A 25,864-nucleotide genomic window follows, 5' to 3' on the forward strand; every position below is an offset into this window, starting at 1 on the left:
ATTACAACAGTTTCATCAATTCAGCCGCCCGGCATGCTTCTATCGAATTCCCGACAGAAAGTTTCTCCAAAATATTCTGTCGGTGCCGGTTGACTGTATTCACACTGATATAAAGGGTTGTTGCAATCTCCTTACTTGATAGTCCTTTACGTATACAGCGAAGTATTTCCTTTTCACGTTCGGACAATATATTACGATGTTCCTCCGATAAGAAAAGTGTTTCTACCTCTCCACGTTCCATGTGAGTAATGGTAGGGTATATACCTTGCTCTGTCCGTTGGTCTGCCGACAGGGAATAAAGACAAAAGATCAGCCATGCACTCCCCGAAGGAGTATTTTCCATAATCTGCACTAAGTTATCAATATACTGATACACTCCTTTCTCATTCATCATACGTATTCTGCATCTTCCCCGGTATTTCAACCGTTCATCAAAAGGCATTGCAAAGGTTTTCTGGAAAAACTTATATTCTAACAAACGCTTTTCTACCAAATCTTCGGGATGAATACGCCGGTAAATACAATCTTCATCCATAGAATCAATTACACTCAAAGCAGCTTCTTCGGGAGTCAACCCCAAGAAATGTGCCCACGGATGAACGGCAATATAACTCTTCCTGTTCGAAAGATCTGAAATTACAGCACACCCGCCATTAATCTCTGTCAATGAATGAATAAAACGTCGATGCTGCTCTACAACCCTATTATCCAATGTTTCATCAGTAATCGGTTGCGTTGCATAAACTTCATCTATTTCCTTTTGTAATACGTCCATTCGATAAAATGGTTATTATTCAGTATTGTTACACACGGCGGCTTGCGCTATCTTTGCACCACAAAGATAATCAAATAAGAAATAATCATGAAATATTTAAAAATCAAAATCATGTCAATAGCCTTTATGGCAATAGCAACTTCTTCTATGGGACAAAGTTTGAATAAAATGAACTGGCTGAATGAGCCTCAACAATGGGAAATAAAAGATGGTAAAACTTTAGTGATGGACGTTCCGGCAAAAACTGACTTCTGGCGGGTTTCTCATTATGGATTTACCGTAGACGACGGTCCTTTCTATTATGCCACTTACGGTGGAGAATTCGAAGTCAAAGTAAAGATAACCGGCAATTACGTAACAACTTTCGACCAAATGGGATTAATGCTGCGCATCGACCATGAAAACTGGATCAAAGCAGGTGTGGAATATGTGAATGGCAAACAGAATGTGAGTGCTGTTGTAACGCATCGGACTAGCGATTGGAGTGTAGTGCAGTTGCCGGATGCTCCCCGTTCTATATGGATAAAAGCAGTCCGCTGCTTGGATGCAGTAGAAATATTTTTCTCACGTGACGATAAAGAATATATTATGATGCGCACTTGTTGGTTGCAAGATAATTGTCCTGTCATGGTTGGGTTGATGGGAGCTTGTCCGGACGGGAAAGGCTTCACCGCTACATTCGAAGAATTTAAAGTGACTCCATTAGCCGATCAACGAAGACTGGAATGGACCAAGAAACAAATGAATAAATAGGTACTTCACATATACAGGTTGTTTCATTCCCTAAAGCATAGCTTTAGGGAATGAGAATCGTATATACCTGTCCTTTTCACGGTTCAAAGCAACTTCATCGACACAATCATCCAGCCGGAACCATGAATGTTCTATGAACGAGCCTCCTTTTTTAACAGATTTATCCCAGTTTCCTATCACCTGCCCCTCATGAAGAACAATCGGATAAAACAGGCCATTATTCGTAAATGCTTTTGCATAATGCTCTTTAGGCAAAACGTCTGTCCGGTCTTTATACCCAAGTAAATACTCATCATAAGAAGGAAGAAGATGTAAACTTCCGGAGACTTTTCCGCGAGTCCGACAATCTTCATGAATATACCATGTCTGTCCATTCCATTCTTCCGCAGTCAATTCTGAATCAATCAGATAGATAGCTTGCCTTGCTTCAGTAACAGGCAGTCCCGACCACCAGACAAAATCTTGTAAAACAGCGGGAGCATGACTCCGAAAATAGCTTCTGGCCAAACGAGCCAAAGATTCATCTTTTGTCAGTTCGGGCATTGGCGGAACACGTTCTTCCAAAAGCGCATACGTGCATTTACTTCCTTTATCTTCTCCACTACAAACAATACCTACCTGTTCTGCCCGCGCCATAAAGCGGGTCATATGATGATTATCCGCCACAATTCCCGAACGGCTAAAATGTTCAGCAATCTCCTGCCTTGTCAGACTCTTTTTTCCACTAAGAATCTTTTCCAGTAACCGATAGCTTTTCGCATAAAGTTCTTCGGAGATATCCAGATTATGTCCTTTCGCATAAGATTCATTGGCAGCTATCACACGCTCGGCAGAAAGTTTCAACATCCATCGGATATCCTCTGCCGCTACCAGATGCCATGTCGGACGCATTACATGAGTCCTCAAAATCTCACCCTCGCGTAACGCTTTCTCCACAGTCTGAATCGTTGCCGACTTCAAACGCATTCCTACTGCCCACTTTACCATGGAATAATTCTGCGCCTGCATGGCTCCCATCCAAGACACAAGTTCCTTCGGTTGAGTAAAAAGAGGACTTAACAACTGTTGGTTGAGTAAACGTATATTCGGTATTTTCATTTGCTCCCTTTTTAAATATAATTGTAATTCGTCACCAATATAGCATTTATTTTAAATACAATTGTAATTTCTTGAGATTTTATCCTCTACTTCAAATACGATTGCAATTTCCCCATTCTAAATTTTCTATTGTTTTTCTGACTTTATAGCTGCATATATACCAATTTATGTCTATTTTTGTCATCTCAAACCAAAGAACAATAGATATGATGCTCTATAAACTCATCCCTCCCTCAACGGTAACAGCAGCTATCCAGTTGCCGGCTTCTAAAAGTATCAGTAATCGTGCATTAATCATCAATGCATTGGGTAAAGGAACGTATGCTCCTGAAAACCTGTCTGATTGTGACGATACACAGGTGATGATAAAGGCTCTCACCGAAGGGAGAGAGACGATTGACATCATGGCTGCGGGCACTGCTATGCGTTTTCTTACCGCCTATTTAAGTGTGACTCCGGGAGAACGGACCATCACAGGAACAGCACGTATGCAGCAACGTCCGATACAGATATTAGTTAATGCACTTCGGGAATTAGGAGCCGAAATAGCGTATACCAACAATGAAGGGTATCCTCCCCTATATATCAAAGGGGCAGAGCTGAAAGGAAACGAAATAACACTGAAAGGAAATGTCAGTTCACAATATATATCTGCTTTGCTGATGATAGGTCCGGTACTCAAAGACGGTTTGACATTGCATTTGAGCGGGGAGATTATTTCCCGTCCATATATTAATCTTACATTGCAACTGATGCAGGACTTTGGAGCCAAAGCCGCATGGACTTCTCCAAGCAGTATTTCCGTTGCTCCACAACTCTACCAGAGTATTCCTTTCAAAGTGGAAAGTGACTGGAGTGCGGCTTCCTATTGGTATCAGATTTCTGCCTTGTCTCCCAAAGCAGAAATAGAATTGTTAGGATTGTTCCGTAACAGTTATCAGGGTGATAGTCGGGGAGCAGAAGTTTTCTCACGCCTAGGTATAACTACCGAATTTACATCGCAAGGTGTGAAACTGAAAAAAACAGGCAAAGCACCGGAAAGGCTGGAAGAGGACTTTGTCGATATTCCGGACTTGGCACAGACGTTTGTCGTTACTTGTGCCTTGCTGAATATTCCTTTCCGTTTCACAGGATTACAAAGTCTGAAAATAAAAGAGACTGACCGTATTGCCGCATTGCGCACCGAGCTTAAAAAGCTGGGATATGTTATCGAAGAAGAAAATGACAGCATATTAATGTGGAATGGCGAACGATGTGAACCGGAGGAAATTCCGGTGATTGACACCTACGAAGATCATCGTATGGCAATGGCATTTGCTCCGGCAGTTATCTGTCATCCTAATTTGCTTATTGCCGATCCGCAGGTGGTCACCAAATCATATCCCGGATATTGGAAGGATTTGAAGCAGGCCGGATTTCAGGTGATAAACGAAGGATAATCTTCAGACATTATAGTCTGTCAGCAGGCCAATAAAGGATTATAATTACCCCGTTGTCTGATTGATACTATCCAAATAAAAACGAGAGCATATATGAATACTGATTTCATAAACATAACAGCAGAAAATCTTTCCAATGAGCATTTATGCTGTATTATCCGTAGCAAGAAATCTCATCCGGGCATTGAAGCAAAACGGCAATGGCTTTCCGACCGACTGAAGGAAGGTCATGTTTTTAGAAAGTTAAATGCAAAAGCTACGGTCTTTATTGAATATGCTCCTCTTGAAAAAGCCTGGGTTCCGATAATAGGAGACAGCTACTATTACCTCTATTGTTTATGGGTTTTAGGCAGTCCCAGAGGAAACGGGTATGGAAGTTCGTTGATGGAATACTGCATAGCCGATGCTAAAGAAAAAGGTAGATCCGGCATTTGTATGCTTGGGGCAAAAAAACAGAAGAGCTGGCTTTCTGATCAATCATTTGCAAAGAAATTTGGTTTTGAAGTTGTTGACACTACCGATAATGGATATGAATTGCTTGCTCTTTCTTTTGACGGAACAGCACCGGAATTTACACCAAATGCCAAGAATCTGAAAATAGAAAGTGAGGAACTTACGATTTATTATGGCATGCAATGCCCCTATATCTATAAATACATTGAAATGATCAAACAATATTGTGAAACAAATGATGTCCCTGTTTCTTTTATTCAAGTAAATACGCTACAGAAAGCAAAAGAGTTACCTTGTGTTTTTAATAATTTTGCTGTATTTTATAAAGGAAGTTTTGAGACTGTGAACTTGCCAACTATCGACTATTTAAAAAGAATACTCAAAAAATAAGAAATACAATCCTGACTTTTCCCGTTAGCTATCAGAATTGTATTTTATCTGCCATTAAAAAGACTTCTCATTTGCCATCCTCCACATATAGAGAAAAAAGGCTCTAGTGGTTTGTCGTCAATACTTTACTTATTTTCAACTATCCAGTTCTTATCATTCAAGATACTTCTATTACAATCATCTGCTCCCGGATTATCATTAAAAGAAATCCTATATTGGCGGGGAGGAGTCGGATAATAAATGGCAGGGTTTACCACTTGCCCCAAGGAATCAAACAGCGTATTCAGGGCATCCTCATCCAATTGATTCGAGTGACAATAAAGATGTTCTAACAAACTTCCTTGCGGCACCACTAAACGAGTTAGCTGATTATGTTCACAACGCAACTCACTGATATTAGAGCAACCGGATAGATCAAGTTCAGTCAATTTATTATATGAACAACTTAATTCCCTTAAAGAAGGGCAACATTTCAATATATCAGTAATTGATTGGAAAGCACATCCTTGTATTAATATCGCAGAAATTGAAGTCTCCTCGTTCAATTCCAGATGTGACAATCGTTCATTAGAACTCAAATCAATATTGCGCAATGCCGGTAAGCTTTTAAGGGAAAGGGAAGAAAGATCATTATAAGAACAGTATAGACTTTCCGTTTCCGGATGACTGCCAAACTCTATTGAAGTTAATTTTGGATTAGAATAAACTTGTATAGATCGCAATCGGGAGCAATCCTTAATCTCCAGACGCTCCAAATCTGCGAAACTACCGATATTAATACTTTCCACATTAGGACAAAAGGTATTCAAGTCCAATTCTCGGGTATCAGAAATACTATTCAAAGCCAGAGATTTCATTCGCGGCATATTTCCCAAATAAAGATTACTCAAAGGAAGAAGCAAACCACTTATATCGATAAACTGCAGCTCTTCAGCCCAAATCTTCACTTCGTATGATCCCTTATTTCCATATCTATATACCATTCCGCCAGTCATTGAAGAAGGGTCTTCTATTTTCTGTATACGACCGTTTCCCCAATCTATCACCATTCGTCCCCCACTTGCTACAATGTCCAATTGCCGCCAGTCTCCTACAACATTTACTGTAAAGCGAATCGTGTTTTCATCTGTCAACGCCGGAAAATCAAAATCATCTCCAAACGCTCTGTTGTCTGTATCTTTACAGGCGGCAAGAGTAATGAATAAGATAACCACACACATACTCCGAACGAATAATATACTCTGTCTTTTCATGTTATATTTAAGTTAGTAACATACAAAAGTAAGAAAAGAAATAGATACCATACTCAATAGAATGAAATTTATAAGTAACTTTGCACAAATTTGATTCGTAATTGTTATATTGGTATGTGGATACTTATTATAAGTCTGGTACTGCTGGGTGTTATCGCGCTGATAGCCGGAATCATCCGCAACAAAAGACTACAGAAGAAAATAGAGAGAGGCGAACTGGATCGTATGCCGGAAGTGAAAGAAGTAGATGCGGAATGCTGCGGACAACACGAAGTATGCGAACGGGACAGTCTGTTGGCCGCTGTCAGCAAAAAGATAGAATACTACGATGATGAAGAGCTGGACCAATTCATCGGCAGACCTGGAAATGCATATACGGCAGAAGAGACAGATATGTTTCGGGATGTACTGTATACAACATTGGATATAGAAGTGGCCGGATGGGTACGTAGTCTTCAACTCCGTGGCATCGAACTGCCGGATGATCTCAAAGACGAGGTCTTTCTGATTATCGGAGAAAGAAGAAACGGAGAGAGTTGATAGGTGATAAATGATAGGTGAGAGATGATGGCCTGTTGCTATCATCTAATCACGGTCTTTAATCTTTAATTTTTAATTTACTTGGATTTACTACAATATACATTCTTTCAACACGCCTTGTTGGGTAGTCTGCTGGCAAGCATTGCCTGTGGGATTATCGGTACATATATCGTTACCCGCCGCTTGGTGTTCATCAGTGGAGGAATCACTCATGCTTCTTTCGGAGGAATCGGGCTAGGATTGTTTGCCGGAATTTCCCCGATACTCTCGGCGGCTGTATTCTCGGTTTTATCAGCCTTCGGTGTGGAGTGGCTTAGCAGACGGAAAGATATGCGTGAGGACTCTGCCATTGCAGTATTCTGGACGTTGGGAATGGCACTCGGAATCATGTTCAGCTTTTTGTCACCCGGATTTGCACCCGACTTATCAGCTTATCTTTTTGGGAATATCCTGACCATTAATCAAATTGACTTATGGATGCTTGGCATATTGGCACTCATACTGACCGGATTCTTTTATCTGTTTATCCGCCCTATCGTATATATTGCCTTTGACCGTGAATTTGCACGTTCGCAGAAGATTCCGGTAGAGATATTCGAATACGTGTTAATGATGTTCATCGCATTGACTATTGTGGCCTGCCTGCGGATGGTAGGTATTGTGTTAGCCATATCTCTTCTCACCATTCCACAAATGACGGCTAACCTCTTCACTTATAGCTTCAAGAAAATCATCTGGTTGTCCATCGGTATCGGTTTCTTGGGATGCTTGGGCGGATTGTTTATTTCTTATCATTGGAAAGTCCCCTCGGGAGCTTCAATTATATTCTTCTCTATCCTGATTTATGCTGTCTGCAAAATCGGAAAGAGTTGTTGCAGGAAAAAGTCATCATAATAGATATAGTATATGGAAATCAAAATTCAATCACTGGAAAGTATCCATGAAGCAGCCCGGGAATTCATCGCTGCTATGGGCGACAACACTGTATTTGCTTTATACGGAAAGATGGGTGCCGGTAAAACCACATTTGTGAAAGCACTCTGCGAAGAATTGGGTGTAGCCGATGTTATCAGTTCTCCGACTTTTGCTATTGTCAACGAATACCGTTCGGACGAAACCGGGGAGTTAATCTATCACTTCGATTTTTACCGCATCAAGAAACTAAGTGAAGTGTACGACATGGGATACGAAGATTATTTCTACAGTGGCGCTCTCTGCTTTATCGAATGGCCGGAACTGGTGGAAGAATTACTGCCGGGTGACGCCGTAAAAGTAACGATTGAAGAATTGGAAGACGGAAGTAGAGTGATTAAACTATGAGCGGACAATATATCGTACAAGGAATCTTTGCGCTGGCAGGAACTGTCTCCCTGCTGGCGTCATTGCTTAACTGGGACTGGTTCTTTACAACACGTAATGCGCAAACCATTGTCAGAAATGTAGGACGCGACCGGGCACGACTCTTCTATGGGATATTAGGGATTATCATTATCGGCATGGCTATATTCTTTTTTGTAGAAACACGAAAAGCCATGGGATTATAAGCTTTATAAGAAATAAAAAAAAGTCAGACCATTATTGATATTCCTATTACAATAATTGCCGTGCTTTCATCTCCAAATATTTATTAATCACATCAATGGAAAGATTTTCCGGTGTGGTCAACAAAGAATAGATCCCGTGCTGCTTCAAAGTAGATACGATGAGCCGTTTCTCGTAAGCAAACTTCTCTGCAATCACATGGCGATAATAGCCTTCCGTATCTTTTGCCGGTTGTGCAATGTATTCCTTCAGATCGGCATCCTCGAAAAAGACCACGAGCAAACGGTGACGGTGATTCAGCTGTTTCAGATAAGCCAACTGGCGATTCATGCTGCCTATACTCGAAAAGTTGGTATAGAGCACCAACAAGCTCCGTTTACTGACGTGTTTGTTCAGATGCACACAAAGAGCCGAGAAATCCGTCTCCCCGAAAGTAGTCTGCTGACTATACAGATTCTCCAACAACGTTTGCATATATCCCGGCTGCCTGGAAGCAGGGACAAAAGTATCGAAGTGTTCATCAAAGGTCACCAATCCGGCTTTGTCTTCTTTCCGCATGGCAACATACGAAAGCACCAACGAAGCATTAATCGCATAATCCAACAAAGTCATCCCACGAAAAGCCTGCTGCATCACCCGTCCTTTATCTATCACATTGTAAATCTGCTGCGAACGTTCATCCTGATATACATTCACCATAAGCTCATGCCTGCGTGCACTCGCTTTCCAGTTAATCGTACGATAATCGTCTCCCTTTACATACTCTTTGATTTGTTCAAACTCCGTATGATGTCCCACCCTGCGAACACGCTTTATTCCCAGCTCGGTCAGATTATCACTCATCGCCAACAATTCATATTGATGAAGCATCAGATAAGACGGATACACCTTGATATCCAAAGGTTCCGCACAGGTATAACGACGGGAAACCAACCCAATCCTTCCGGTCACAAAAACTCTGACATACCCGAACGAATAAACACCGCGACGGGTAGGGCGCAAACGGTAAGTTATCGTCTTTCCTTCATTCGCCTGTAACTTCGTACGAAAGTCAACATCACGTTTCTGAAAGATAAAAGGAATCTCATCAATAACCTCTAAAGATACAGGATACGGATAGCTGCTTTCCACACGAATACTTACCTCATTCTCATCACCATTGGAGAAGCGGTCGGCACACTGGCGGAAAGCCTGTATTCCCCGAATACGATAAAGAGAATACACATCTGCCGATACCACCAGAAGCAAGACAAAAAGTGTCCACTGCCCGATGACAAAGAACGGAGCAAGAACGTATCCGCTACCCAGCAACAGGATAACTACGATCAGGACAATATAGAAGCGACGAGTTAAAAACATCTATTTCGGGACTTCCACTTTATCAATCAAACGCTGTGTCACTTTCACCGGCGAGTATCCTTCCATTTCAGCTTCCGCAGTCAGGATCAGGCGATGCTGAAGTACATAGGGAGCTACAAACTTGATATCTTCCGGCGTCACAAAATCACGTCCTTGCAAAAGAGCATAGGCCTTTGAAGATTGCAACATCGCTACGGAAGCACGCGGAGAAGCTCCCAGATACACTGCCTTGCTAGTACGAGTCTGCTGCACAATCAACGCGATATATTGAAGTAGCGTACGGTCTACAAACACCCGGCTCATCAAGGCACGAAGAGAAAGAAGTTCTTCTTTAGTAAGTACGGGGGTCACATCTTCCAGTTTTACCAATGCCGCATTCGTATGGTGGCGTTCCAGAATGTTCACTTCCTCTTCCAGCGAAGGATAATCCATCGTTATCTTCATCAGAAAACGGTCGAGCTGCGCTTCGGGAAGTTTGTATGTCCCCTCCTGCTCCACCGGGTTCTGAGTAGCCAGAATCGTATAAAGTTCTCCCATCCGGTGAGTGGTCCCGTCGATACTGACCTGGCGTTCTTCCATCACTTCAAACAAGGCAGCCTGTGTCTTCGCAGGAGCACGGTTGATTTCATCTACCAATACGATATCTGCAAAAATCGGTCCCTGATGAAAGTCAAAACCATTGGTTTTCATATTAAACACAGTTGTACCCAGCACATCACTCGGCATTAAATCCGGAGTAAACTGGATACGACTGAAGTCAGCATCAATCAGACGGGCAGTCAAACGAGCCAATAGTGTCTTTGCAACGCCCGGAACACCTTCTATCAATACGTGTCCATTCGCCAGAACAGCCGTCAACACCAAATCGACAGTCTGCTCCTGTCCCACAACGACGGACGCAATCCGCTCCTTCAACTCCTGTATCTTCTCGGAAAAAAGAGTTAAATCTAACCGTTGTTCTGTATTCTCTTCCATAAATTTCTTCTTTAGATATGATTGATTATTTCATTCATTTTATCAATAAACACTTTCATTTGCTCCGCATTAATCCTGCGTCCTCCGTAAATCACCGGCCGCACTTCACGAATAAACTTCGCAATCTCTTCAACCTCCATCCCCGTTTTCCGGGCAATCCGGTGAAAAGAGCGTTCATCATCCGCCACCTCTTCAATGTCTACCTGAATCTCCCTTCTCAACTCTTCGGCAAAATAAGTAAACTTCTTCCGCACCAAGTCGTCATGGTCCTTCTTTTGAAAATACAGTGTACCTATCAGTTCGGTAAATTCGAGAGATCTATTTGCCGGTTCACGTATGACGGGGATAACCCGCTGCCGCCTCTTTGCCGTAAATATCATAAAGAGAAGAATGGCAATCATAGTCAGATACAAAGCCCAGCGAAGCGGTGGCTGCGAAAGGAAATAGCGGAAAGGGGACTTCTGCACCTGCACCGTTTCTTTCATATATCCTTCCGTGCGAAGAACAGGAAGATCTCCCATGTGCGACAGCAAACGGAAGAGATAGGCTCCATTTCCTCCATCCAACATCCCGTAGTTTGTAAAAAGCAAAGGAGTGGAAACTAAAATAATCTCTCCTTTACCATGCCGGTAGGACATCGCGACAGGTATACACGAAAGACTATCCGTCACCAAAGAATCCGCTTCGGTCTCATAGCGGAACTCGTTCGAGTCGATCACCCTTTGTGCCAGGACCTCACTCCGGAGCGAATCCATCCAAAAGTAGGACGAGCAGAATTGAGGATAAAAATAAAAGGTCCGGCGTGAATACACTGTAGAATCTCCCACCCAGCATATACTGTCTTTTGCCAACAGAGAAGCGGCATATTTCTTTAAAGCCATCGGACTGAAATAAGAATAGTAAGTTCTGAAATCCAACGTATCTTCCAAATTTGTACCAAATAAGGTACTCACTAACATTATTTTATTTCCCCGATCAGCCATCCGCAGCAAAGCCTTCACGTCCACACTCGACAATATCAAGTCATCAGCTATAGCTAATATACCTTTACACTGTCCTACCGTATCCTCTTGTTCCAACTGATAGAAACTTTTCTTCGACAGCGCATATCCATGCGGCAAGGAGGACGACAACAGGCTATCGAACACTTCACAACCGAAAGGCTGTTTGTCGTAATGACCGAAAGTCGGTTTCCACACAAATTTCTTCGGCAAATGATATTCTACCGCAAACATGACCAACAAAAAGACTACGATAAAGATAATAAACCAACGGCTTCCTTTCACGAGACGCCTCCTTTCTCTATTTCTTCCTGTAAAGCCCGCATTGTACGGAAAAGTTCTTCCGTCGCTTCAAAATTTCCATAGCGCACCTGCAAAAAATGGTTTGTCAGTTGCCGGAAAGCAGGGAGTCGCACTTCATACAGATATTGCGTAGGAGTCTTATAAGGTTGCCATTCGATACGGCCTGCATCACTCAACTGCTTCAATGTCTGCAAATAAAGCAACCGCACAGCCTCCCGGTAGTTCCTTTGAGAAAGAGCCTCGTTAATCCCTTCCGGAAAGTCGACTCCGTAAATCGTATCTTCTTCCACCGTATAAGGCAATGTTCTCTTACCGGAGCGCATGAACAGTTCAGGGCGTTTCTTATAGACAAACCAACTAACCAAAAGCAGGATAACGACAGCGATACAAACTAGAATAAGTTCCGAATACTCATCAGCAAAACGGCTGCCGAATATTTCACGCAGAAATTCCCCAAACTGTTTATTGATCCATTCGAAGAGATTAATCTCCGGAGCAATCAACTCACGGTTATAGTTATACACCGGATCAGATTGCCATCGGGCAAGCTGCGCCGTATCACAGACCAACGTATCAGTCGGGGAAGTCAGATTCATTTCTCCTGCGTCCGGTGTTAGAGTTTATCAAAATTATCTATGTCACTTTCCACCGTTATGCTGTCCACCACCTCAGATGCGTGACCGTACTGATAGACCAGACCGACAACCGTAAATATGGCTGACAAGTAAGAGCCATACAACATCAGGACAGAGAACAGATATTGTGCAAAGTTCAGTCCGACAGAAGACCCTGCTTCACCACCGTCACTCATGGTAAATACCATTTTCACGATATAGATTATATACCACGGTATGGAAACGATTCCCTGCAACACGCTGGCAATAAGTCCCATCACAATAAGAATCAGGAAAACCCCTCCCCAAGTGGCAAATCCCAACCGGAAGGTCTTCCTGAATGCCTCCATTAACGAAATATCCTCAAACAAATAAATCGGAGCCATCAAGGCAAGAGGTATGGCAAATGCAAACAATAACGGAAGAGTGAGCAGTAACGTAAATGGGGTCAACACTGCCAACAGCACTATAATGATAACGGCAAGCAGAAGCAAAAAGCTACAGAACACCCCTATAATGAATAATCTTTTGATATTACGAAGTAATAACGGTTTTATATCGTTAAAGAGAATTCCATTCAGACGTTCTTCCCGTTCAATGTACAACCGGATCATGGCATAAATTAAAGAGGTCAACAACAAGGCTCCCAAAAATGAAAAAAAGACAAGTCCTGCATAATTGAATGCGAACGAAGGTCCGAAAACGGATAACGGATCATCTCCCATTCCACCTGCCGCCTGCATAGCGGTAAGATCCGTCATACCGCCCATCAACCCGCTAAAATTTGCCGCTTGAAGCAAACAGACCGGAAGTATCAGATACGTTGCATACTTCAACAACTGCTTCCAATTTTCCTTTATAAAATCAAAAGAAGCATTCAGCTTCTCACCGAAAGGACGTTTCACATACATCGCAATCTTAGGTTTCTGTGATTCCATGTTTTTTCTTATTTGGTAAATAAATATAGTAGAAAATAATAAATGCCAGTGAAGTGAGAATTACACCAAGCCTCAACATATCCGGAAGTTCCGTATGGCGGGTTATAAACCCTTCTATAAATCCTGCCATTATAAATACGGGGACAGTGCCTATAACTATTTTCAGCCCGCGCTTCGCTCCCCGACGGAAAGATTCAATCCTCGAATAAGTCCCGGGAAACAGCCATCCGTTACCTAAAGCCAGCCCGGCGGCACCTGCCACAATAATTGCCCAGATTTCGAGCGTACCATGCAGCCAGACGGCAAGGGTAGACTCCCAAAGCAAACCGTGCTGATAAAAGAAAGTCTGAAAGGCTCCTATCATAATCCCATTGGAGAGAAGCATATAGCCTGTACCGAAACTGGTCAGCAGTCCCATTGCAAAGCAGTTGAAAGATACCATAACGTTGTTGAGCGTAATCCCCAGAAACATCGGAACTTCATCCGAACCGTTATAAACCGCCATCGGCTCCCCATTGGCTATATTGTCCAATGTCATGTCCACATAGCCGTTTCCTAGAATCAAGCGGACGAAATCCGGATCGTTCGCAGCAGACAATACTCCAATCAGTGCGCTGGCAACGAAAATAATAAAAGAAACCAGTAACTCGCGACGTGCATCATACATCGTTTGCGGCACTTCCTGCGTCCAAAAGGTGATAATCCGTGTCCACTTCTCGCGTTTGTTCCGATAGATTTCGTTGTGCAACGCCGAAGCCAGATTATTCAGATAAATAGTGATGCGGGAAGTCGGGAAATGTGTCTGGGCGAATGCCAGGTCAGCAGTCAGGTCTGTATACGCATCCGCAAGTCGGTCGGGAGACAAGCCGACAGCCTGCTCCACAATCTTCTCTGTCTCTTTCCATTTTTCAATGTTCCGACGGATAAACGTAACCTCTTTCATGCTTTTCAGTAAATTCCGGATAAGTTTTGTCCGAAACCGGAAGCAAAAGTAAGAGAATTATAATATATTTGCAACGGAATCCTAAAAATGTTTAACCATAAATGGCAGAATCCACGATAATAACCGGACAATTTGTTCGTATCAGCCAAACACCCGCCAGTATCGGTGAACGTCTGATCGCTTTAATCATTGATTATTTTCTGATCGGGCTTTATCTCTATTCTACAATTGCCCTTATTGCAAAGTTACACTTGCCATCGGGATTCAACCTGTTCTTTTTTCTGTTTATCGTTTATCTGCCCATACTCGGCTACTCCTTTCTCTGCGAAATGTTCAATCACGGACAGAGTTTCGGAAAAAGATTGATGAATATCCGTGTGGTAAAGTTGGACGGTTCTACTCCCAGCATTGGTTCTTACCTGCTACGCTGGCTTCTTTTCATAGTTGACGGACCATTGACAAGCGGTTTAGGCATCTTTGTCATCCTGCTGACCAAGAATAATCAGCGTCTAGGTGATCTCGCTGCCGGAACAATGGTAATTAAAGAAAAGAACTATCGCAAAATACACGTCAGTCTTGACGAATTTGACTATCTGATGAAGAATTACCGTCCGGTCTACCCTCAATCCGCCGACTTATCATTGGAACAGGTAAATGTGATTACCCGTACACTGGAGTCCGGAGAAAAAGACCGCATACGGCGCATCTCAGCGCTTGCCAAAAAGGTACAGTCACTTCTTTCCATCACTCCGCAGGATGGTAATCAGGAAAAATTTCTCCAGACGGTATTAAGAGATTATCAATATTATGCGTTAGAAGAAATATAGGAAGTTTGTCCGACGCCCCTACATATTTACAGCTTAACAACCAGATATACAGTTCCTTTGTTCGTATACCAAGAAGAGACACGTTTCGCACGATTGGATACCTTTTTGAAGAAGAACTTCTTCATCACCCGCAGAGAATACAGTCAAATAACGGGGTTATTGAAAGGAAAAGCACTGCGTGAGCTCAACCTCATGGTCGAAAAGGGCATTCTTAAGACACGGGGAATCGGGAATCGGACAGTATACTTAAAGGCTGATAATCAGCAGAATAACCTATAATTCAAAATAATTAAGGTGATAATAGAAAATACGTTTTCTTCTATTATCACCTTATTATCACCCGCTATTGTCACCTAATTTCACCTGGCTATCAATAGATTAAGCCAGAAAAGTGACAAGTGACAATTAAAAGAGGGTTTTATCTTACAGTGAGACCGGACACCGTTTAGTCCACCTGTCCCAGAGAATTTCCGTATTCCATTTCTCCTTGAACCACAAAGAGAACTTCTTCCGGATCGTATTCTCCCATTTCATCCTTTTTGGCTTCTTTCACAATGTAAGCCACAACCTCTTCCAGATCAATATCAACATATCCATCCGCATCGGGCTGAGCATCAAGGATTCCACTTTCAGAGTAATACTCGTCAATCAAATCGAGGAAATAATACAACTCGTCATCCGAGAATTTCTCCTTCAGTTCTTGAGGCAGATAGTTTTTGATAAACTCGATGGTCTTTTCGTCATCGGCATCTGCTAATAAAAAATCTTCTTCCAGTCCCATGATAATTTAAGTATTAAGTGATAGATATTAAGTAGGCTGCTTATAACAGTTTCTTTACTTTCTCTACAAATACAGGTTTACCGACAGCGCCTACTTGCTTGTCTACAATCTCACCATTCTTGAAAAACAATACGGTAGGGATATTACGGATACCATATTCAGCAGGCAAATCGCTATTTTCATCCACATCACACTTGCCGATGATTACCTGTCCTTCAAACTCTGCCGCCAATTCTTCAATAATAGGAGCTACCATTTTGCAAGGGCCACACCAAGGAGCCCAAAAATCTACCACAACCGGTTTTCCTTCTGCAAGGATCTCCTTATAGTTGCTGTCTGTAATTTCTAAAGCCATTTTCTTTAAAATATTAAGTATTAATTATTAAATAGTATTTCACTTACTATTACCGCCACAAATATAATCAATTTATACGGAACCCCAATTCCGGACGGTCTTTTAAATAGGTTATTAATTCACGGCCCACCGAAAGCTTGACCGGACGGGAAATTAAGTCGACCGCCATACGGTTTACATCAATATCATCCGTCACCCTAAAATATAGTTCCGTATTTCCCGGATGTTCTTTTGTCAATGTTGCAAGTTCCGTGATTAAAGCGGAGTTCAACACGGACAACGGAATAATAATGGTTATCTTCTGCACCAACTCTTCTTTTACATCCGGCAGCAGTTCCATAGAAGTAATCTTCACTTCCAGTTCATCCTGCCGCCATTGCTTGGGTTGGCAACGGGCTTTGATAAACAAAAAAGTACCCTCATTGAGGTATCCTTGATAAGTCACCCAGTCATTTCCCCAGAATGGAATCTCGGTAGAGCCAGAATAGTCTTCTATCTTGGCGATACCATACGGATTTCCGTTCTTGCTGATTCCACGACGGACACTGGTCACAATACCTCCCATCGTTATTTCGCGACCGGCAAGGGCTGTTTTATCTTCCAAATCTGCCATACGTGTGTTGCAGACGTGTTCCAATACAATGGAGAATTCATCCAACGGATGAGCGGAAAGGTAGATACCGACCAAATCGCGTTCACGGTTCAAACGGTCGAGATCACTCCAACGCTCTACCCCCTGAGGAATCTCAGGAGTTGCCACATCAATTACGTTTTCGCCACCAAACAGAGAATTGACAGCAGCAGCTTTATCAGCCTGATAACGGTTGCCATAACGCATCAAAGTTTCCAGGAAAACTTCTCCTTTAGAGTTGACAGCAAAGTACTGTTCACGTTTCAATTCCGGAAAACTGTCAAAGCCACCGGCCAATGCGAGGCATTCCATGTTCTTCTTATTGCAGGCATTCAGATTGACACGTTGCACAAAGTCGAAAATTCCGGTAAAAGGACCGTTCTTTTCACGTTCCTCCATGATACTCTGCACGGCAGCCTCGCCTACTCCTTTTACGGCTCCAAGCCCGAAACGGATATTACCGTCACGATTTACAGTAAACTTCAAGTTACTCTCATTGACATCCGGTCCCAAAGTCTGAATACCCATCGCCTTACATTCATCCATCAGCTTCGTGATATCCGTAATGTTCGACAAACTTCGGCTCATCACAGCCGCCATATATTCGGAAGGATAATTCGCTTTCAGATAGGCAGTCTGATAAGCCACCCATGAATAACAAGTAGCATGAGACTTGTTGAAAGCATACGATGCAAACTTTTCCCAGTCCGTCCAAATCTTTTCGAGAACTTTCGGGTCGTGTCCGTTCTTACGTCCACCCTCGATAAATTTAGGCTTCATGTGATCCAGCTTGTCACGCAGCTTCTTACCCATTGCCTTACGAAGAGCATCGGACTCGCCACGTGTAAAGTCCGCCAACAAACGTGACAGGAGCATCACCTGTTCCTGATAAACCGTAATCCCGTATGTATCCTTCAAGTACTTTTCCATTACCGGAATATCATACTCAATCGGCTTACGTCCATGTTTACGATCGATAAAATCGGGGATATAATCCATCGGTCCCGGACGGTAGAGGGCGTTCATGGCAATCAAATCTTCGAATGTAGAAGGCTGCAATTCACGCAGATACTTCTGCATACCGGCAGATTCAAACTGGAATGTACCGATCGTACGGCCGTCACTGTATAATTTATAAGTAGCCGGATCGTTAATATCAATCTGATCCACATCCACTTCAATGGCACGGCTCAGACGGATATTCTCAACGGCTTCTTTAATGATAGACAATGTCTTCAAGCCAAGAAAGTCCATCTTAATCAGTCCGGTATCTTCAATCACCGAACCTTCATACTGGGTGACAAGCATTTTCTCACCCGTTTCTTTATCATCGGCAGTGCTGACAGGCACCCAATCGGTGATATCATCACGGCAGATAATCGTACCGCAAGCGTGCACCCCCGTACCACGTACATTGCCTTCAAGCATTTTGGCATATTTCAGCGTATCGCGCACCAACGGATCCGATGAAGCTTCGGCAGCTTGTAATTCGGGCACGTATGCAATCGCATTCGGCAAGTTCAATTTCTTATCCGGAATTTTATCCGGCACCAGTTTAGCCAAGCGGTCGGATTCCGAAAGAGGAAGTTTCTGCACACGGGCAACGTCCTTGATAGCCAACTTTGTAGCCATCGTACCATAGGTAATGATGTGCGCCACCTTTTCCTGACCATATTTATTCGTCACCCAGCGAAGTACCTCACCACGACCGTCATCATCAAAGTCCACATCAATATCAGGCAAAGAGATACGGTCCGGATTCAGGAAACGTTCAAACAGCAAATCGTATTGGATAGGGTCGATTTTCGTAATTCCCAGACAGTACGCCACAGCCGAACCGGCAGCCGATCCACGTCCCGGACCTACGGATACCCCCAACTCCTTGCGGGCGGCATTGATAAAGTCTTGCACAATCAAGAAGTATCCGGGGAAACCCATAGTCTTCATGATATATAGCTCAAAATTCATGCGTTCCTTCACTTCTTCCGACAAAGGCTCGCCATATATCCGTTTCGCACCGTCGAAAGCCAACTTAGCCAAATAGTCTCCTTCGAGCTTGATACGATAGAGTTTATCATAACCACCCAGACGCTTTATTTTAGCCTTCGCATCCTCTTCACTCAACACCACATTGCCATGCTCATCTTGCGTAAACTCGTCGAACAAGTCTTTCTCCGTAAATTTCGCTCTGTATTCTTCTTCCGTTCCAAAGTCCTCAGGAATAGCGAAAGTAGGCATAATAGGGGCATGGTCGATGGAATAATATTCTACTTTATCGAGAATTTCCAATGTATTGCTCAAAGCTTCGGGTACGTCCGCAAAGAGTTCATTCATCTCTTCACGTGTTTTCATCCACTCTTGTTTGGTATAAAGCATACGGGTAGGGTCATCCAAATCCTTGCCGGTACTCAAACAGATCAGACGGTCGTGCGCTTCCGCATTTTCCTCGTCCACAAAATGAACGTCGTTCGTACAGATCAATTTTATGTTGTACTTTTGGGCATACTCCATCAGGTATTTATTCACTTTTACCTGCATTGGATAACACTCGTGATTGGCACGGGGAACGGTCGCTTTATGGCGTTGCATCTCCAGATAAAAATCATCTCCGAATAAGTTCTTATACCACTGTATGGCTTCCTCCGCTTCCGCAAACTGATCATTGGTAATCCGTTTCGGTATCTCTCCACCGAGGCAAGCCGAACAGACAATCAGACCTTCATGATACTTTTCCAATTCGCTGCGGTCGGTACGCGGACGCATATAGTATCCGCGCGTCCATGCGTGCGATACTAATTTAATAAGGTTATGGTATCCCTTTTCATTTTTAGCCAATACAATCAGGTGATAACCGCTCTGGTCGAGTTTACCTTCTCTTAAGTCCATCGTACGGCGTGCCACATACATCTCACAACCGATGATGGGTTTGAACAGTTTGTTTTCCGCTTCTACTATTTTGGCTTTACAATCGGCAATCTCAGCTTCTTTGTCCTCACACTCTATGGTTCCGGCTTCTATACCCGCAATTCGTTTTTTCAGGTCTTTGACCTCTCCTTTGGGACCGCTATTCTTTTTATTAACGTAGTTCGTAAATTCTTTAATACCGAACATATTTCCATGATCGGTCACGGCAATACCCTTCATTCCATTCTTCATCGCTTTGTCGACCAGACGAGCCACGCTAGCCTGACCGTCCAAAAGAGAATATTGGGTATGGACATGTAAATGAACGAAATCCTGCATAATGATAAGTAGTTAATTTGAAGGCATAAAATTACTATCTCCCGAGAGATAAACAAAAATAATCCTCAAAAAGTTATCAACATTCACATTTCTATGCCTAATTACTTGCTGATTTTTTAAATTAAGTATATTTTTGCAGGCAATATCATTAAACAGCATTCATGGGCCGACTAAAGAAATTAAAGAAAATACGTATTCACCGCGAAGGAACACATATATTATGGGCTAGCTTCTTGCTACTACTATTGATTAATGCCGCTCTTTATTGGGGAATCGATTGTAAGATACCATTCTATGTGGTAGCAGTAGCGAGTATAACAGTTTATCTGTTGATGGTGAATTTCTTTCGTTGTCCGATCCGTCTCTTCGGACAGGACACTGAAAAAATAGTCGTAGCACCTGCCGACGGAAAAATCGTTGTTATCGAAGAGGTTGATGAAAACGAGTATTTTCATGACCGGAGATTAATGATCTCCATCTTTATGAGTATTGTCAACGTACATGCCAATTGGTATCCGGTGGACGGTACTATTAAAAAGGTGGCACATCACAATGGAAACTTCATGAAAGCCTGGCTGCCGAAAGCCAGTACGGAGAACGAGCGTTCTACGGTGGTAATCGAAACTCCGGAAGGAGTGGAAGTGCTTACCCGCCAAATCGCCGGAGCTGTGGCACGCCGTATCGTCACTTATGCAGAAGTAGGCGAAGAATGTTATATTGACGAACATATGGGATTCATCAAGTTCGGTTCCCGCGTGGACGTATATTTACCCATCGGCACGGAAGTCTGTGTCACTATGGGACAATTAACAACCGGTAACCAAACAGTTATCGCCAAACTCAAATAATCCTGTCACAATGACGAACGTTATTAAAAAAAATATTCCGAATACCGTAACCTGCCTGAACCTTTTCTCCGGTTGTATTGCTTGCGTCATGGCTTTCGAAGCCCGTTATGAACTGGCATTACTATTCATTATTCTAAGCTCCGTATTCGATTTTTTCGACGGAATGTTGGCACGTGCACTTAATGCACATTCCATCATTGGAAAAGACTTGGATTCATTGGCGGATGATGTCAGCTTCGGTTTTGCTCCCTCAGCGATTGTGTTCTCCCTGTTCAAAGAAATGTACTATCCAGCAAGTATGGAATTTATCGCTCCTTACCTGCCATACGCTGCATTCTTAATCTCCGTATTCTCTGCTTTGCGGCTGGCAAAGTTCAATAATGATACCCGACAGACCACTTCTTTCGTCGGTCTTCCTGTTCCTGCCAATGCTCTATTCTGGGCTTCTTTAGTAGCAGGCGCACATGACATACTGATTTCCGAAAGCTGTCATCCTGTCTATCTTTTTATACTTGTTTGTCTGTTTTCATGGTTATTGGTAGCAGAAATACCCATGTTCTCTTTGAAATTCAAGAATCTGTCATGGAATGACAACAAAACCAGTTTTACATTTTTGATTGTATGCATTCCTTTCCTTGTATTTCTTGGAATCAGCAGCTTTGCAGCCATCGTTGTATGGTATATTTTACTTTCACTTTTTACAAGAAAAAGTAAATAAACAATCTCTTGGCACGTTTGTTGTACTATGAGTTTTATCAGAGTTACAATATAAAAATCATAGCCCAATGCATATACTTTTATTTATACTTCTCTTTATCATCGCCATTGTCGTATTTGGTCTTTCGGTTGTCGGACTCATACTCAAAGCCATCTTCGGAATAGGCCGCCGTTCTTCGTCTTCATCACGACCGAGACAAAACGAATCCGGACGTAGCGCGGGCCAGCAAAGCTACAGTCAGGGGACACATCGTCCGACGGATCATGAAGAGGAAATATTCTCCGATGACGTTCCAAGGAAGAAGCATAAAAAGATATTCACACAGGATGAAGGAGAATATGTAGACTTCGAGGAAATTAAAGAATAACGATAAACTCTACACAGCTCGGTTATTAATCACCACTCCATCAATCGCTATCTACGTTTTGCCGCAAAGAAGTTTTTCATAAGTGCGGCACATTCGTCTGCCAGCAGTCCTTTGACAACCACTGTTTTGGGATGCAGTGCCGAACCGGCATATTTCTGATAGCCACGTTTTTCATCTTCGGCACCGAATACGAGTTTCCCCGTTTGTGCCCATGCAATGGCTCCCGCACACATCACGCAAGGTTCAACCGTGACATACAATGTACATTCATTCAGATACTTACCACCAAGGACATTGGCGGCAGCAGTAATGGCCTGCATCTCGGCATGAGCCGTTACGTCATTCAATGTTTCTGTGAGATTGTGGGCACGTGCAATAATCCGTTCTTTACAAACGACAACCGCCCCTACGGGTACTTCACCCCGTTCGGCAGCTTTACCGGCTTCTATCAAAGCCTGTTTCATAAAGTAAGTATCGTCCAGCATCCCCTCTAGTTTTTAATCTACATTTTTTTAAGATTATCCCCTATCGCCTCATATCGTGCTCACCAAAAAGGGTGGGATAATCTTCTTCCATATTCTTATGGATAAACATGAGAATCGTTTCACGAAGCCAACGTGACTTATTGGTTATCTTGTATTTCTCAAGATAACGATCAACAATCAGCTGTTCTTCGTCGCTCAACAAAATGCTCATACGTCGTTCGCGTTTCGTACACTCGACGTGCATTTTCAGGCACTTTTTACTTCTTTTTCTCATATCTTCTGCAAAATTACTTTTACTTCTGTAAATACAAAGAATAAAAGCAGTAAATTTGCAAAAAAAGATGGCTAAACATAATGAATTAGGAAAAGCCGGAGAAAATGCCGCAGTAACCTATCTGGAGCAACAAGGTTACATTATTCGTGACCGGAACTGGAGAAAAGGACATTTTGAACTGGATATTGTGGCTACCAAAGAGCAGGAATTAATTGTAGTGGAGGTAAAGACCCGCAGCAATACTCAATTTGCCGAACCGGAGGACGCCGTTGACATCCCTAAAATAAAACGTACCGTACGCGCTACGGATACCTATATGAGGCTATTTCAAATCGATGTACCTGTAAGATTCGATATCATTACAGTAGTGGGTGAAGACAGAAACTTCAAGATCGAGCATATCAAAGAGGCGTTTTATCCTCCTTTATTTTAAAATTCAAGACATAGAAGATACAAAATTATTATAAATTGATTAATTATGAATGTTGAAACAGCCAGAGAATACAGCCTCAGCAAAAAAGCCACTACGGAAGATATGCCTTTCGGTGATGATTTCCTGACAATCAGAGTCATGGGAAAAATGTTTTTATGTATTAGTTTCAATACACCTGACAGGATTACGATGAAATGCGATCCAGACTACGCCATCGAATTGCGGGACCATTACAATGGCGTAGAAGGTGCTTGGCATTTTAACAAGAAATATTGGAACCAAGTATTCCTTGACCGCGACCTAGATGATAAACTGATAAAACAATTGATCGACCACTCCTATGATGAAGTCATCAAGAAGTTCCCTAAAAAACTACGTACAGAATATGACGCCCTCCCCTGAAATATTCCCCGTTCCATTGATTCATATCAGTGAAACGAATTCGACTAATAACTACCTGCAAACTCTTTGTGCCCAACAAAAAGTAGAGGAGTTGACGACCGTAGTTGCCGACTTTCAGACATCCGGACGAGGGCAACGTGGGAACTCTTGGGAATCGGAACCGCTCAAGAACCTCCTTTTCAGTTTTGTGCTTTTCCCTGATTTTTTGGAAGCGCGCTGCCAGTTTCTTATTTCGCAGATTATATCTTTGGCTATTAAGGAAGAGTTAAGTACTTATACTGAGGACATTTCTATCAAATGGCCGAACGATATTTATTGGAAAGAGAAAAAGATTTGTGGAATATTAATCGAAAACGATTTGATGGGACGGAACATCTGTCAAAGCATTGCAGGAATCGGAATCAATATTAACCAAGAAAAATTCTACAGCCCGGCTCCCAATCCCGTTTCACTATATCAAATCACCGGAAAACGCCATGATGTCTTTGAGATATTAAAGAATATCATGATCCGCGTTCAGTCTTATTATGCCAAACTTCAAAAGGGAGATATAACACGGATAACCAACCAATATGAAAAATCGCTTTTCAGAAAAGAAGGAATGCACCGATATAAAGATGTTGACGGTGAATTTCTGGCACGAATTATTTGTGTTGAGCCGGAAGGTAAGTTAATCTTAGAAGACGAAAAACAGGTCCGAAGGGCTTATATGTTTAAGGAAGTGGAATATTTATTGAGATAAACAATTCTGTTTCAACTCAAAAACATTATCTTTGAACCGTATGTTTCCTATATAAAAACTGTTTCATTTATGAGAACAAAACTAATTTTATTCCTTCCATTATTATGGATATTGATAGGTTGCAGTGATTCAGATTCGGCTACACTCAATATATCCAATTCTACATTTAATGATATTAGTGCAAGTGGAGAAACATTAAAAATAGAGATCACCTGTGATGCTTCGTGGACTGCCACAAGCAATAAACAGTGGTGTATCTTTAATAATTCCAAAGGAGAAGGCAATGGAGAACTAATTATATCGGTTAATGCCAATTTAGAATCTACACCCAGAAGTGCAATTATAACTATTATCAGCCATAAGATTAGTAAAACGATTCAGATAACCCAAAAAGGTTCTACAAATACTGCAGAAGAGTACCATTACAACCTTCCGGTCATCTTTCATGTGTTATATAAAGATAAAAACGAGCCACTCCAATACGTTAACCACAATCGTTTGAAAGATATACTTAATACAGTAAATCAACTCTATAAAGATGCGACCAAAAGTGTAGACATGAATCTAACCTTTACACTCGCAACTGAAGATCCGAATAATAAAGCACTATCTACTCCAGGCGTAGAATATAAAGAATGGCCGGAGAATTACCCCATTGACTGTGAGGCTTTCATGAAAGACAATTCGCACAAATATGTTGACTATTTATGGGATCCTAACAAGTACATCAATATCATGGTATACAATTTTGTATCAGATCCTAACTCTAATTCAACAATACTGGGAATTTCCCATCTTCCATTTACTACATCAGGCAAAAATTTCTTAGAAGGACTCAATACAACTCAATATGCTTATATGGAAAAGAAGAATCTACAATTTCCATATTGCGTATCCATCAATAGTCTGTTTATAAATGAGCCATCCGACGCAGGTTATTCGAAAGCAGATATCCGTGTCACCTTAGCTCATGAACTTGGACATTATCTAGGCTTGCATCACGTCTTTTCAGAAGGAGAGTCCGGAATAATAGATGACTGCATAGACTCCGATTACTGCAAAGATACCCCTTCTTATAATAAAGTACGTTATGATAAATGGCTCAGAGAGTTACCCAAAGGAAGCTACCCTTTATCAGTATTGGCACAAAGAGAAAGTTGTAATGCTGCTACACCATCATTTATCTCCTATAATATAATGGACTACGCTTACAGCTTTTCAAATTCATTTACCCCAGATCAACGTAAACGTATCAGACATGTCTTATCATATAGCCCATTGATACCCGGTCCTAAGAAAGGAGACACAAGTACTCGTGCTGTAGCAAACGGACCACTAGACCTCCCTATTTTAATCATGAAATAAAAGAGAAGGCAATAGAA

At 42.2% G+C, this 25,864-nt stretch carries 29 protein-coding genes; 15 read left to right on the top strand and 14 right to left on the bottom strand.

Annotated elements, in window-relative coordinates; genetic code table 11:
* Nucleotide 1: 1 nt before the first annotated feature.
* Nucleotides 2–775: a response regulator transcription factor gene (locus GD630_RS00535; protein ID WP_143865221.1), complete on the bottom strand. Its 774-nt coding sequence runs from the start codon at nucleotides 773–775 to the stop codon at nucleotides 2–4.
* 111 nt (nucleotides 776–886) lie between these two features.
* Here GD630_RS00535 and GD630_RS00540 point away from each other — a divergent pair, with 111 nt between their 5' ends.
* Nucleotides 887–1,528: a DUF1349 domain-containing protein gene (locus GD630_RS00540; RefSeq protein WP_143865352.1), complete on the top strand. Its 642-nt coding sequence runs from the start codon at nucleotides 887–889 to the stop codon at nucleotides 1,526–1,528.
* 30 nt (nucleotides 1,529–1,558) lie between these two features.
* Here the strand turns inward: GD630_RS00540 and GD630_RS00545 are convergent, their stop codons facing one another.
* Nucleotides 1,559–2,626 (bottom strand): winged helix DNA-binding domain-containing protein, encoded by a 1,068-nt coding sequence (locus GD630_RS00545; protein WP_143865222.1) that lies wholly within the window; start codon nucleotides 2,624–2,626, stop codon nucleotides 1,559–1,561.
* Between the two features lie 209 nt (nucleotides 2,627–2,835).
* Between GD630_RS00545 and GD630_RS00550 the strand changes: the two genes are divergently transcribed.
* Nucleotides 2,836–4,065: a 3-phosphoshikimate 1-carboxyvinyltransferase gene (locus tag GD630_RS00550; RefSeq protein WP_182505754.1), complete on the top strand. Its 1,230-nt coding sequence runs from the start codon at nucleotides 2,836–2,838 to the stop codon at nucleotides 4,063–4,065.
* Nucleotides 4,066–4,158: 93 nt separating this feature from the next.
* Nucleotides 4,159–4,908, top strand: coding sequence for a GNAT family N-acetyltransferase (locus GD630_RS00555; RefSeq protein ID WP_143865224.1), 750 nt, complete (start codon nucleotides 4,159–4,161; stop codon nucleotides 4,906–4,908).
* A gap of 125 nt (nucleotides 4,909–5,033) precedes the next feature.
* Here the strand turns inward: GD630_RS00555 and GD630_RS00560 are convergent, their stop codons facing one another.
* Entirely contained in the window at nucleotides 5,034–6,161 is a 1,128-nt protein-coding gene (locus GD630_RS00560; protein ID WP_143865225.1) for a leucine-rich repeat domain-containing protein, read from the bottom strand.
* A gap of 114 nt (nucleotides 6,162–6,275) precedes the next feature.
* Between GD630_RS00560 and GD630_RS00565 the strand changes: the two genes are divergently transcribed.
* The 4 genes from GD630_RS00565 to GD630_RS00580 all read left to right on the top strand — a co-directional run bounded on the left by GD630_RS00565 (nucleotide 6,276) and on the right by GD630_RS00580 (nucleotide 8,245).
* The gene (locus GD630_RS00565; RefSeq protein ID WP_143865226.1) at nucleotides 6,276–6,701 is read left to right on the top strand and encodes a phospholipase; all 426 of its coding nucleotides are present in this window, start codon (nucleotides 6,276–6,278) and stop codon (nucleotides 6,699–6,701) included.
* 81 nt (nucleotides 6,702–6,782) lie between these two features.
* Nucleotides 6,783–7,595 (top strand): metal ABC transporter permease, encoded by an 813-nt coding sequence (locus GD630_RS00570; RefSeq protein ID WP_007757858.1) that lies wholly within the window; start codon nucleotides 6,783–6,785, stop codon nucleotides 7,593–7,595.
* Between the two features lie 12 nt (nucleotides 7,596–7,607).
* On the top strand, nucleotides 7,608–8,021 hold the full coding sequence (gene tsaE / locus GD630_RS00575) for a tRNA (adenosine(37)-N6)-threonylcarbamoyltransferase complex ATPase subunit type 1 TsaE (protein WP_008998923.1): 414 nt from the start codon (nucleotides 7,608–7,610) through the stop codon (nucleotides 8,019–8,021).
* Complete coding sequence (locus GD630_RS00580; protein ID WP_143865227.1) at nucleotides 8,018–8,245, top strand: immunity 17 family protein; 228 nt, start codon at nucleotides 8,018–8,020, stop codon at nucleotides 8,243–8,245. Before tsaE ends, GD630_RS00580 begins: the two co-directional genes overlap by 4 nt.
* Nucleotides 8,246–8,291: 46 nt before the next feature.
* Here GD630_RS00580 and GD630_RS00585 read toward each other — a convergent pair whose 3' ends face one another.
* Genes GD630_RS00585 through GD630_RS00610 form a run of 6 tightly spaced genes read right to left on the bottom strand, consistent with a single transcriptional unit; the run spans nucleotide 8,292 to nucleotide 14,376 of the window.
* Complete coding sequence (locus GD630_RS00585; protein WP_143865228.1) at nucleotides 8,292–9,602, bottom strand: DUF58 domain-containing protein; 1,311 nt, start codon at nucleotides 9,600–9,602, stop codon at nucleotides 8,292–8,294.
* Nucleotides 9,603–10,577: an AAA family ATPase gene (locus GD630_RS00590; RefSeq protein ID WP_143865229.1), complete on the bottom strand. Its 975-nt coding sequence runs from the start codon at nucleotides 10,575–10,577 to the stop codon at nucleotides 9,603–9,605.
* A gap of 11 nt (nucleotides 10,578–10,588) precedes the next feature.
* Nucleotides 10,589–11,863: a DUF4350 domain-containing protein gene (locus tag GD630_RS00595; RefSeq protein WP_143865230.1), complete on the bottom strand. Its 1,275-nt coding sequence runs from the start codon at nucleotides 11,861–11,863 to the stop codon at nucleotides 10,589–10,591.
* Nucleotides 11,860–12,477, bottom strand: a complete 618-nt coding sequence (locus tag GD630_RS00600; RefSeq protein ID WP_143865231.1) for a DUF4129 domain-containing protein — start codon at nucleotides 12,475–12,477, stop codon at nucleotides 11,860–11,862. Before GD630_RS00600 ends, GD630_RS00595 begins: the two co-directional genes overlap by 4 nt.
* 17 nt (nucleotides 12,478–12,494) lie before the next feature.
* A complete protein-coding gene (locus tag GD630_RS00605) occupies nucleotides 12,495–13,433 on the bottom strand; it encodes a hypothetical protein (protein ID WP_143865232.1) in 939 nt (312 codons plus the stop codon).
* Nucleotides 13,414–14,376, bottom strand: coding sequence for a stage II sporulation protein M (locus GD630_RS00610; protein ID WP_007767105.1), 963 nt, complete (start codon nucleotides 14,374–14,376; stop codon nucleotides 13,414–13,416). The genes GD630_RS00605 and GD630_RS00610 overlap by 20 nt, the downstream gene beginning before the upstream one ends.
* Nucleotides 14,377–14,477: 101 nt before the next feature.
* Between GD630_RS00610 and GD630_RS00615 the strand changes: the two genes are divergently transcribed.
* The gene (locus tag GD630_RS00615) at nucleotides 14,478–15,203 is read left to right on the top strand and encodes an RDD family protein (protein WP_143865233.1); all 726 of its coding nucleotides are present in this window, start codon (nucleotides 14,478–14,480) and stop codon (nucleotides 15,201–15,203) included.
* Nucleotides 15,204–15,648: 445 nt separating this feature from the next.
* Here the strand turns inward: GD630_RS00615 and GD630_RS00620 are convergent, their stop codons facing one another.
* From GD630_RS00620 to dnaE, 3 genes are read right to left on the bottom strand one after another with little or no spacing between them, the layout of a single operon-like run.
* Nucleotides 15,649–15,984 carry a hypothetical protein gene (locus GD630_RS00620; RefSeq protein ID WP_007767155.1) on the bottom strand — a complete coding sequence of 112 codons (336 nt, stop codon included), beginning with the start codon at nucleotides 15,982–15,984 and terminating at the stop codon, nucleotides 15,649–15,651.
* 40 nt (nucleotides 15,985–16,024) lie between these two features.
* Complete coding sequence (gene trxA / locus GD630_RS00625) at nucleotides 16,025–16,351, bottom strand: thioredoxin (protein ID WP_394368267.1); 327 nt, start codon at nucleotides 16,349–16,351, stop codon at nucleotides 16,025–16,027.
* Nucleotides 16,352–16,406: 55 nt separating this feature from the next.
* Nucleotides 16,407–20,213 (bottom strand): DNA polymerase III subunit alpha, encoded by a 3,807-nt coding sequence (gene dnaE, locus GD630_RS00630; RefSeq protein WP_143865234.1) that lies wholly within the window; start codon nucleotides 20,211–20,213, stop codon nucleotides 16,407–16,409.
* A gap of 161 nt (nucleotides 20,214–20,374) precedes the next feature.
* On the opposite strand from dnaE, the gene GD630_RS00635 reads away from it, so the two are divergent.
* From GD630_RS00635 to GD630_RS00645, 3 genes are all read left to right on the top strand, one after another.
* Nucleotides 20,375–21,061 carry a phosphatidylserine decarboxylase family protein gene (locus tag GD630_RS00635; protein ID WP_007767159.1) on the top strand — a complete coding sequence of 229 codons (687 nt, stop codon included), beginning with the start codon at nucleotides 20,375–20,377 and terminating at the stop codon, nucleotides 21,059–21,061.
* Between the two features lie 10 nt (nucleotides 21,062–21,071).
* Nucleotides 21,072–21,779: a CDP-diacylglycerol--serine O-phosphatidyltransferase gene (gene pssA, locus GD630_RS00640; RefSeq protein ID WP_143865235.1), complete on the top strand. Its 708-nt coding sequence runs from the start codon at nucleotides 21,072–21,074 to the stop codon at nucleotides 21,777–21,779.
* 67 nt (nucleotides 21,780–21,846) lie between these two features.
* Nucleotides 21,847–22,146 carry a DUF4834 family protein gene (locus GD630_RS00645; RefSeq protein ID WP_143865236.1) on the top strand — a complete coding sequence of 100 codons (300 nt, stop codon included), beginning with the start codon at nucleotides 21,847–21,849 and terminating at the stop codon, nucleotides 22,144–22,146.
* 47 nt (nucleotides 22,147–22,193) lie between these two features.
* Here the strand turns inward: GD630_RS00645 and GD630_RS00650 are convergent, their stop codons facing one another.
* Both GD630_RS00650 and GD630_RS00655 read right to left on the bottom strand, forming a co-directional pair.
* A complete protein-coding gene (locus GD630_RS00650) occupies nucleotides 22,194–22,631 on the bottom strand; it encodes a nucleoside deaminase (protein ID WP_007767165.1) in 438 nt (145 codons plus the stop codon).
* Nucleotides 22,632–22,671: 40 nt separating this feature from the next.
* Nucleotides 22,672–22,905: a hypothetical protein gene (locus GD630_RS00655; RefSeq protein WP_004299215.1), complete on the bottom strand. Its 234-nt coding sequence runs from the start codon at nucleotides 22,903–22,905 to the stop codon at nucleotides 22,672–22,674.
* 67 nt (nucleotides 22,906–22,972) lie between these two features.
* On the opposite strand from GD630_RS00655, the gene GD630_RS00660 reads away from it, so the two are divergent.
* From GD630_RS00660 to GD630_RS00675, 4 genes are all read left to right on the top strand, one after another.
* Nucleotides 22,973–23,338 (top strand): YraN family protein, encoded by a 366-nt coding sequence (locus GD630_RS00660; protein ID WP_143865237.1) that lies wholly within the window; start codon nucleotides 22,973–22,975, stop codon nucleotides 23,336–23,338.
* Between the two features lie 45 nt (nucleotides 23,339–23,383).
* Nucleotides 23,384–23,740 (top strand): MmcQ/YjbR family DNA-binding protein, encoded by a 357-nt coding sequence (locus GD630_RS00665; RefSeq protein ID WP_143865238.1) that lies wholly within the window; start codon nucleotides 23,384–23,386, stop codon nucleotides 23,738–23,740.
* The gene (locus GD630_RS00670) at nucleotides 23,724–24,482 is read left to right on the top strand and encodes a biotin--[acetyl-CoA-carboxylase] ligase (RefSeq protein WP_143865239.1); all 759 of its coding nucleotides are present in this window, start codon (nucleotides 23,724–23,726) and stop codon (nucleotides 24,480–24,482) included. The genes GD630_RS00665 and GD630_RS00670 overlap by 17 nt, the downstream gene beginning before the upstream one ends.
* Nucleotides 24,483–24,551: 69 nt before the next feature.
* Nucleotides 24,552–25,847 carry a zinc-dependent metalloproteinase lipoprotein gene (locus tag GD630_RS00675; RefSeq protein ID WP_143865240.1) on the top strand — a complete coding sequence of 432 codons (1,296 nt, stop codon included), beginning with the start codon at nucleotides 24,552–24,554 and terminating at the stop codon, nucleotides 25,845–25,847.
* Nucleotides 25,848–25,864 lie beyond the last annotated feature (17 nt).

This window comes from Bacteroides zhangwenhongii (assembly GCF_009193325.2).
Classification (GTDB): Bacteria; Bacteroidota; Bacteroidia; order Bacteroidales; family Bacteroidaceae; genus Bacteroides; species Bacteroides zhangwenhongii.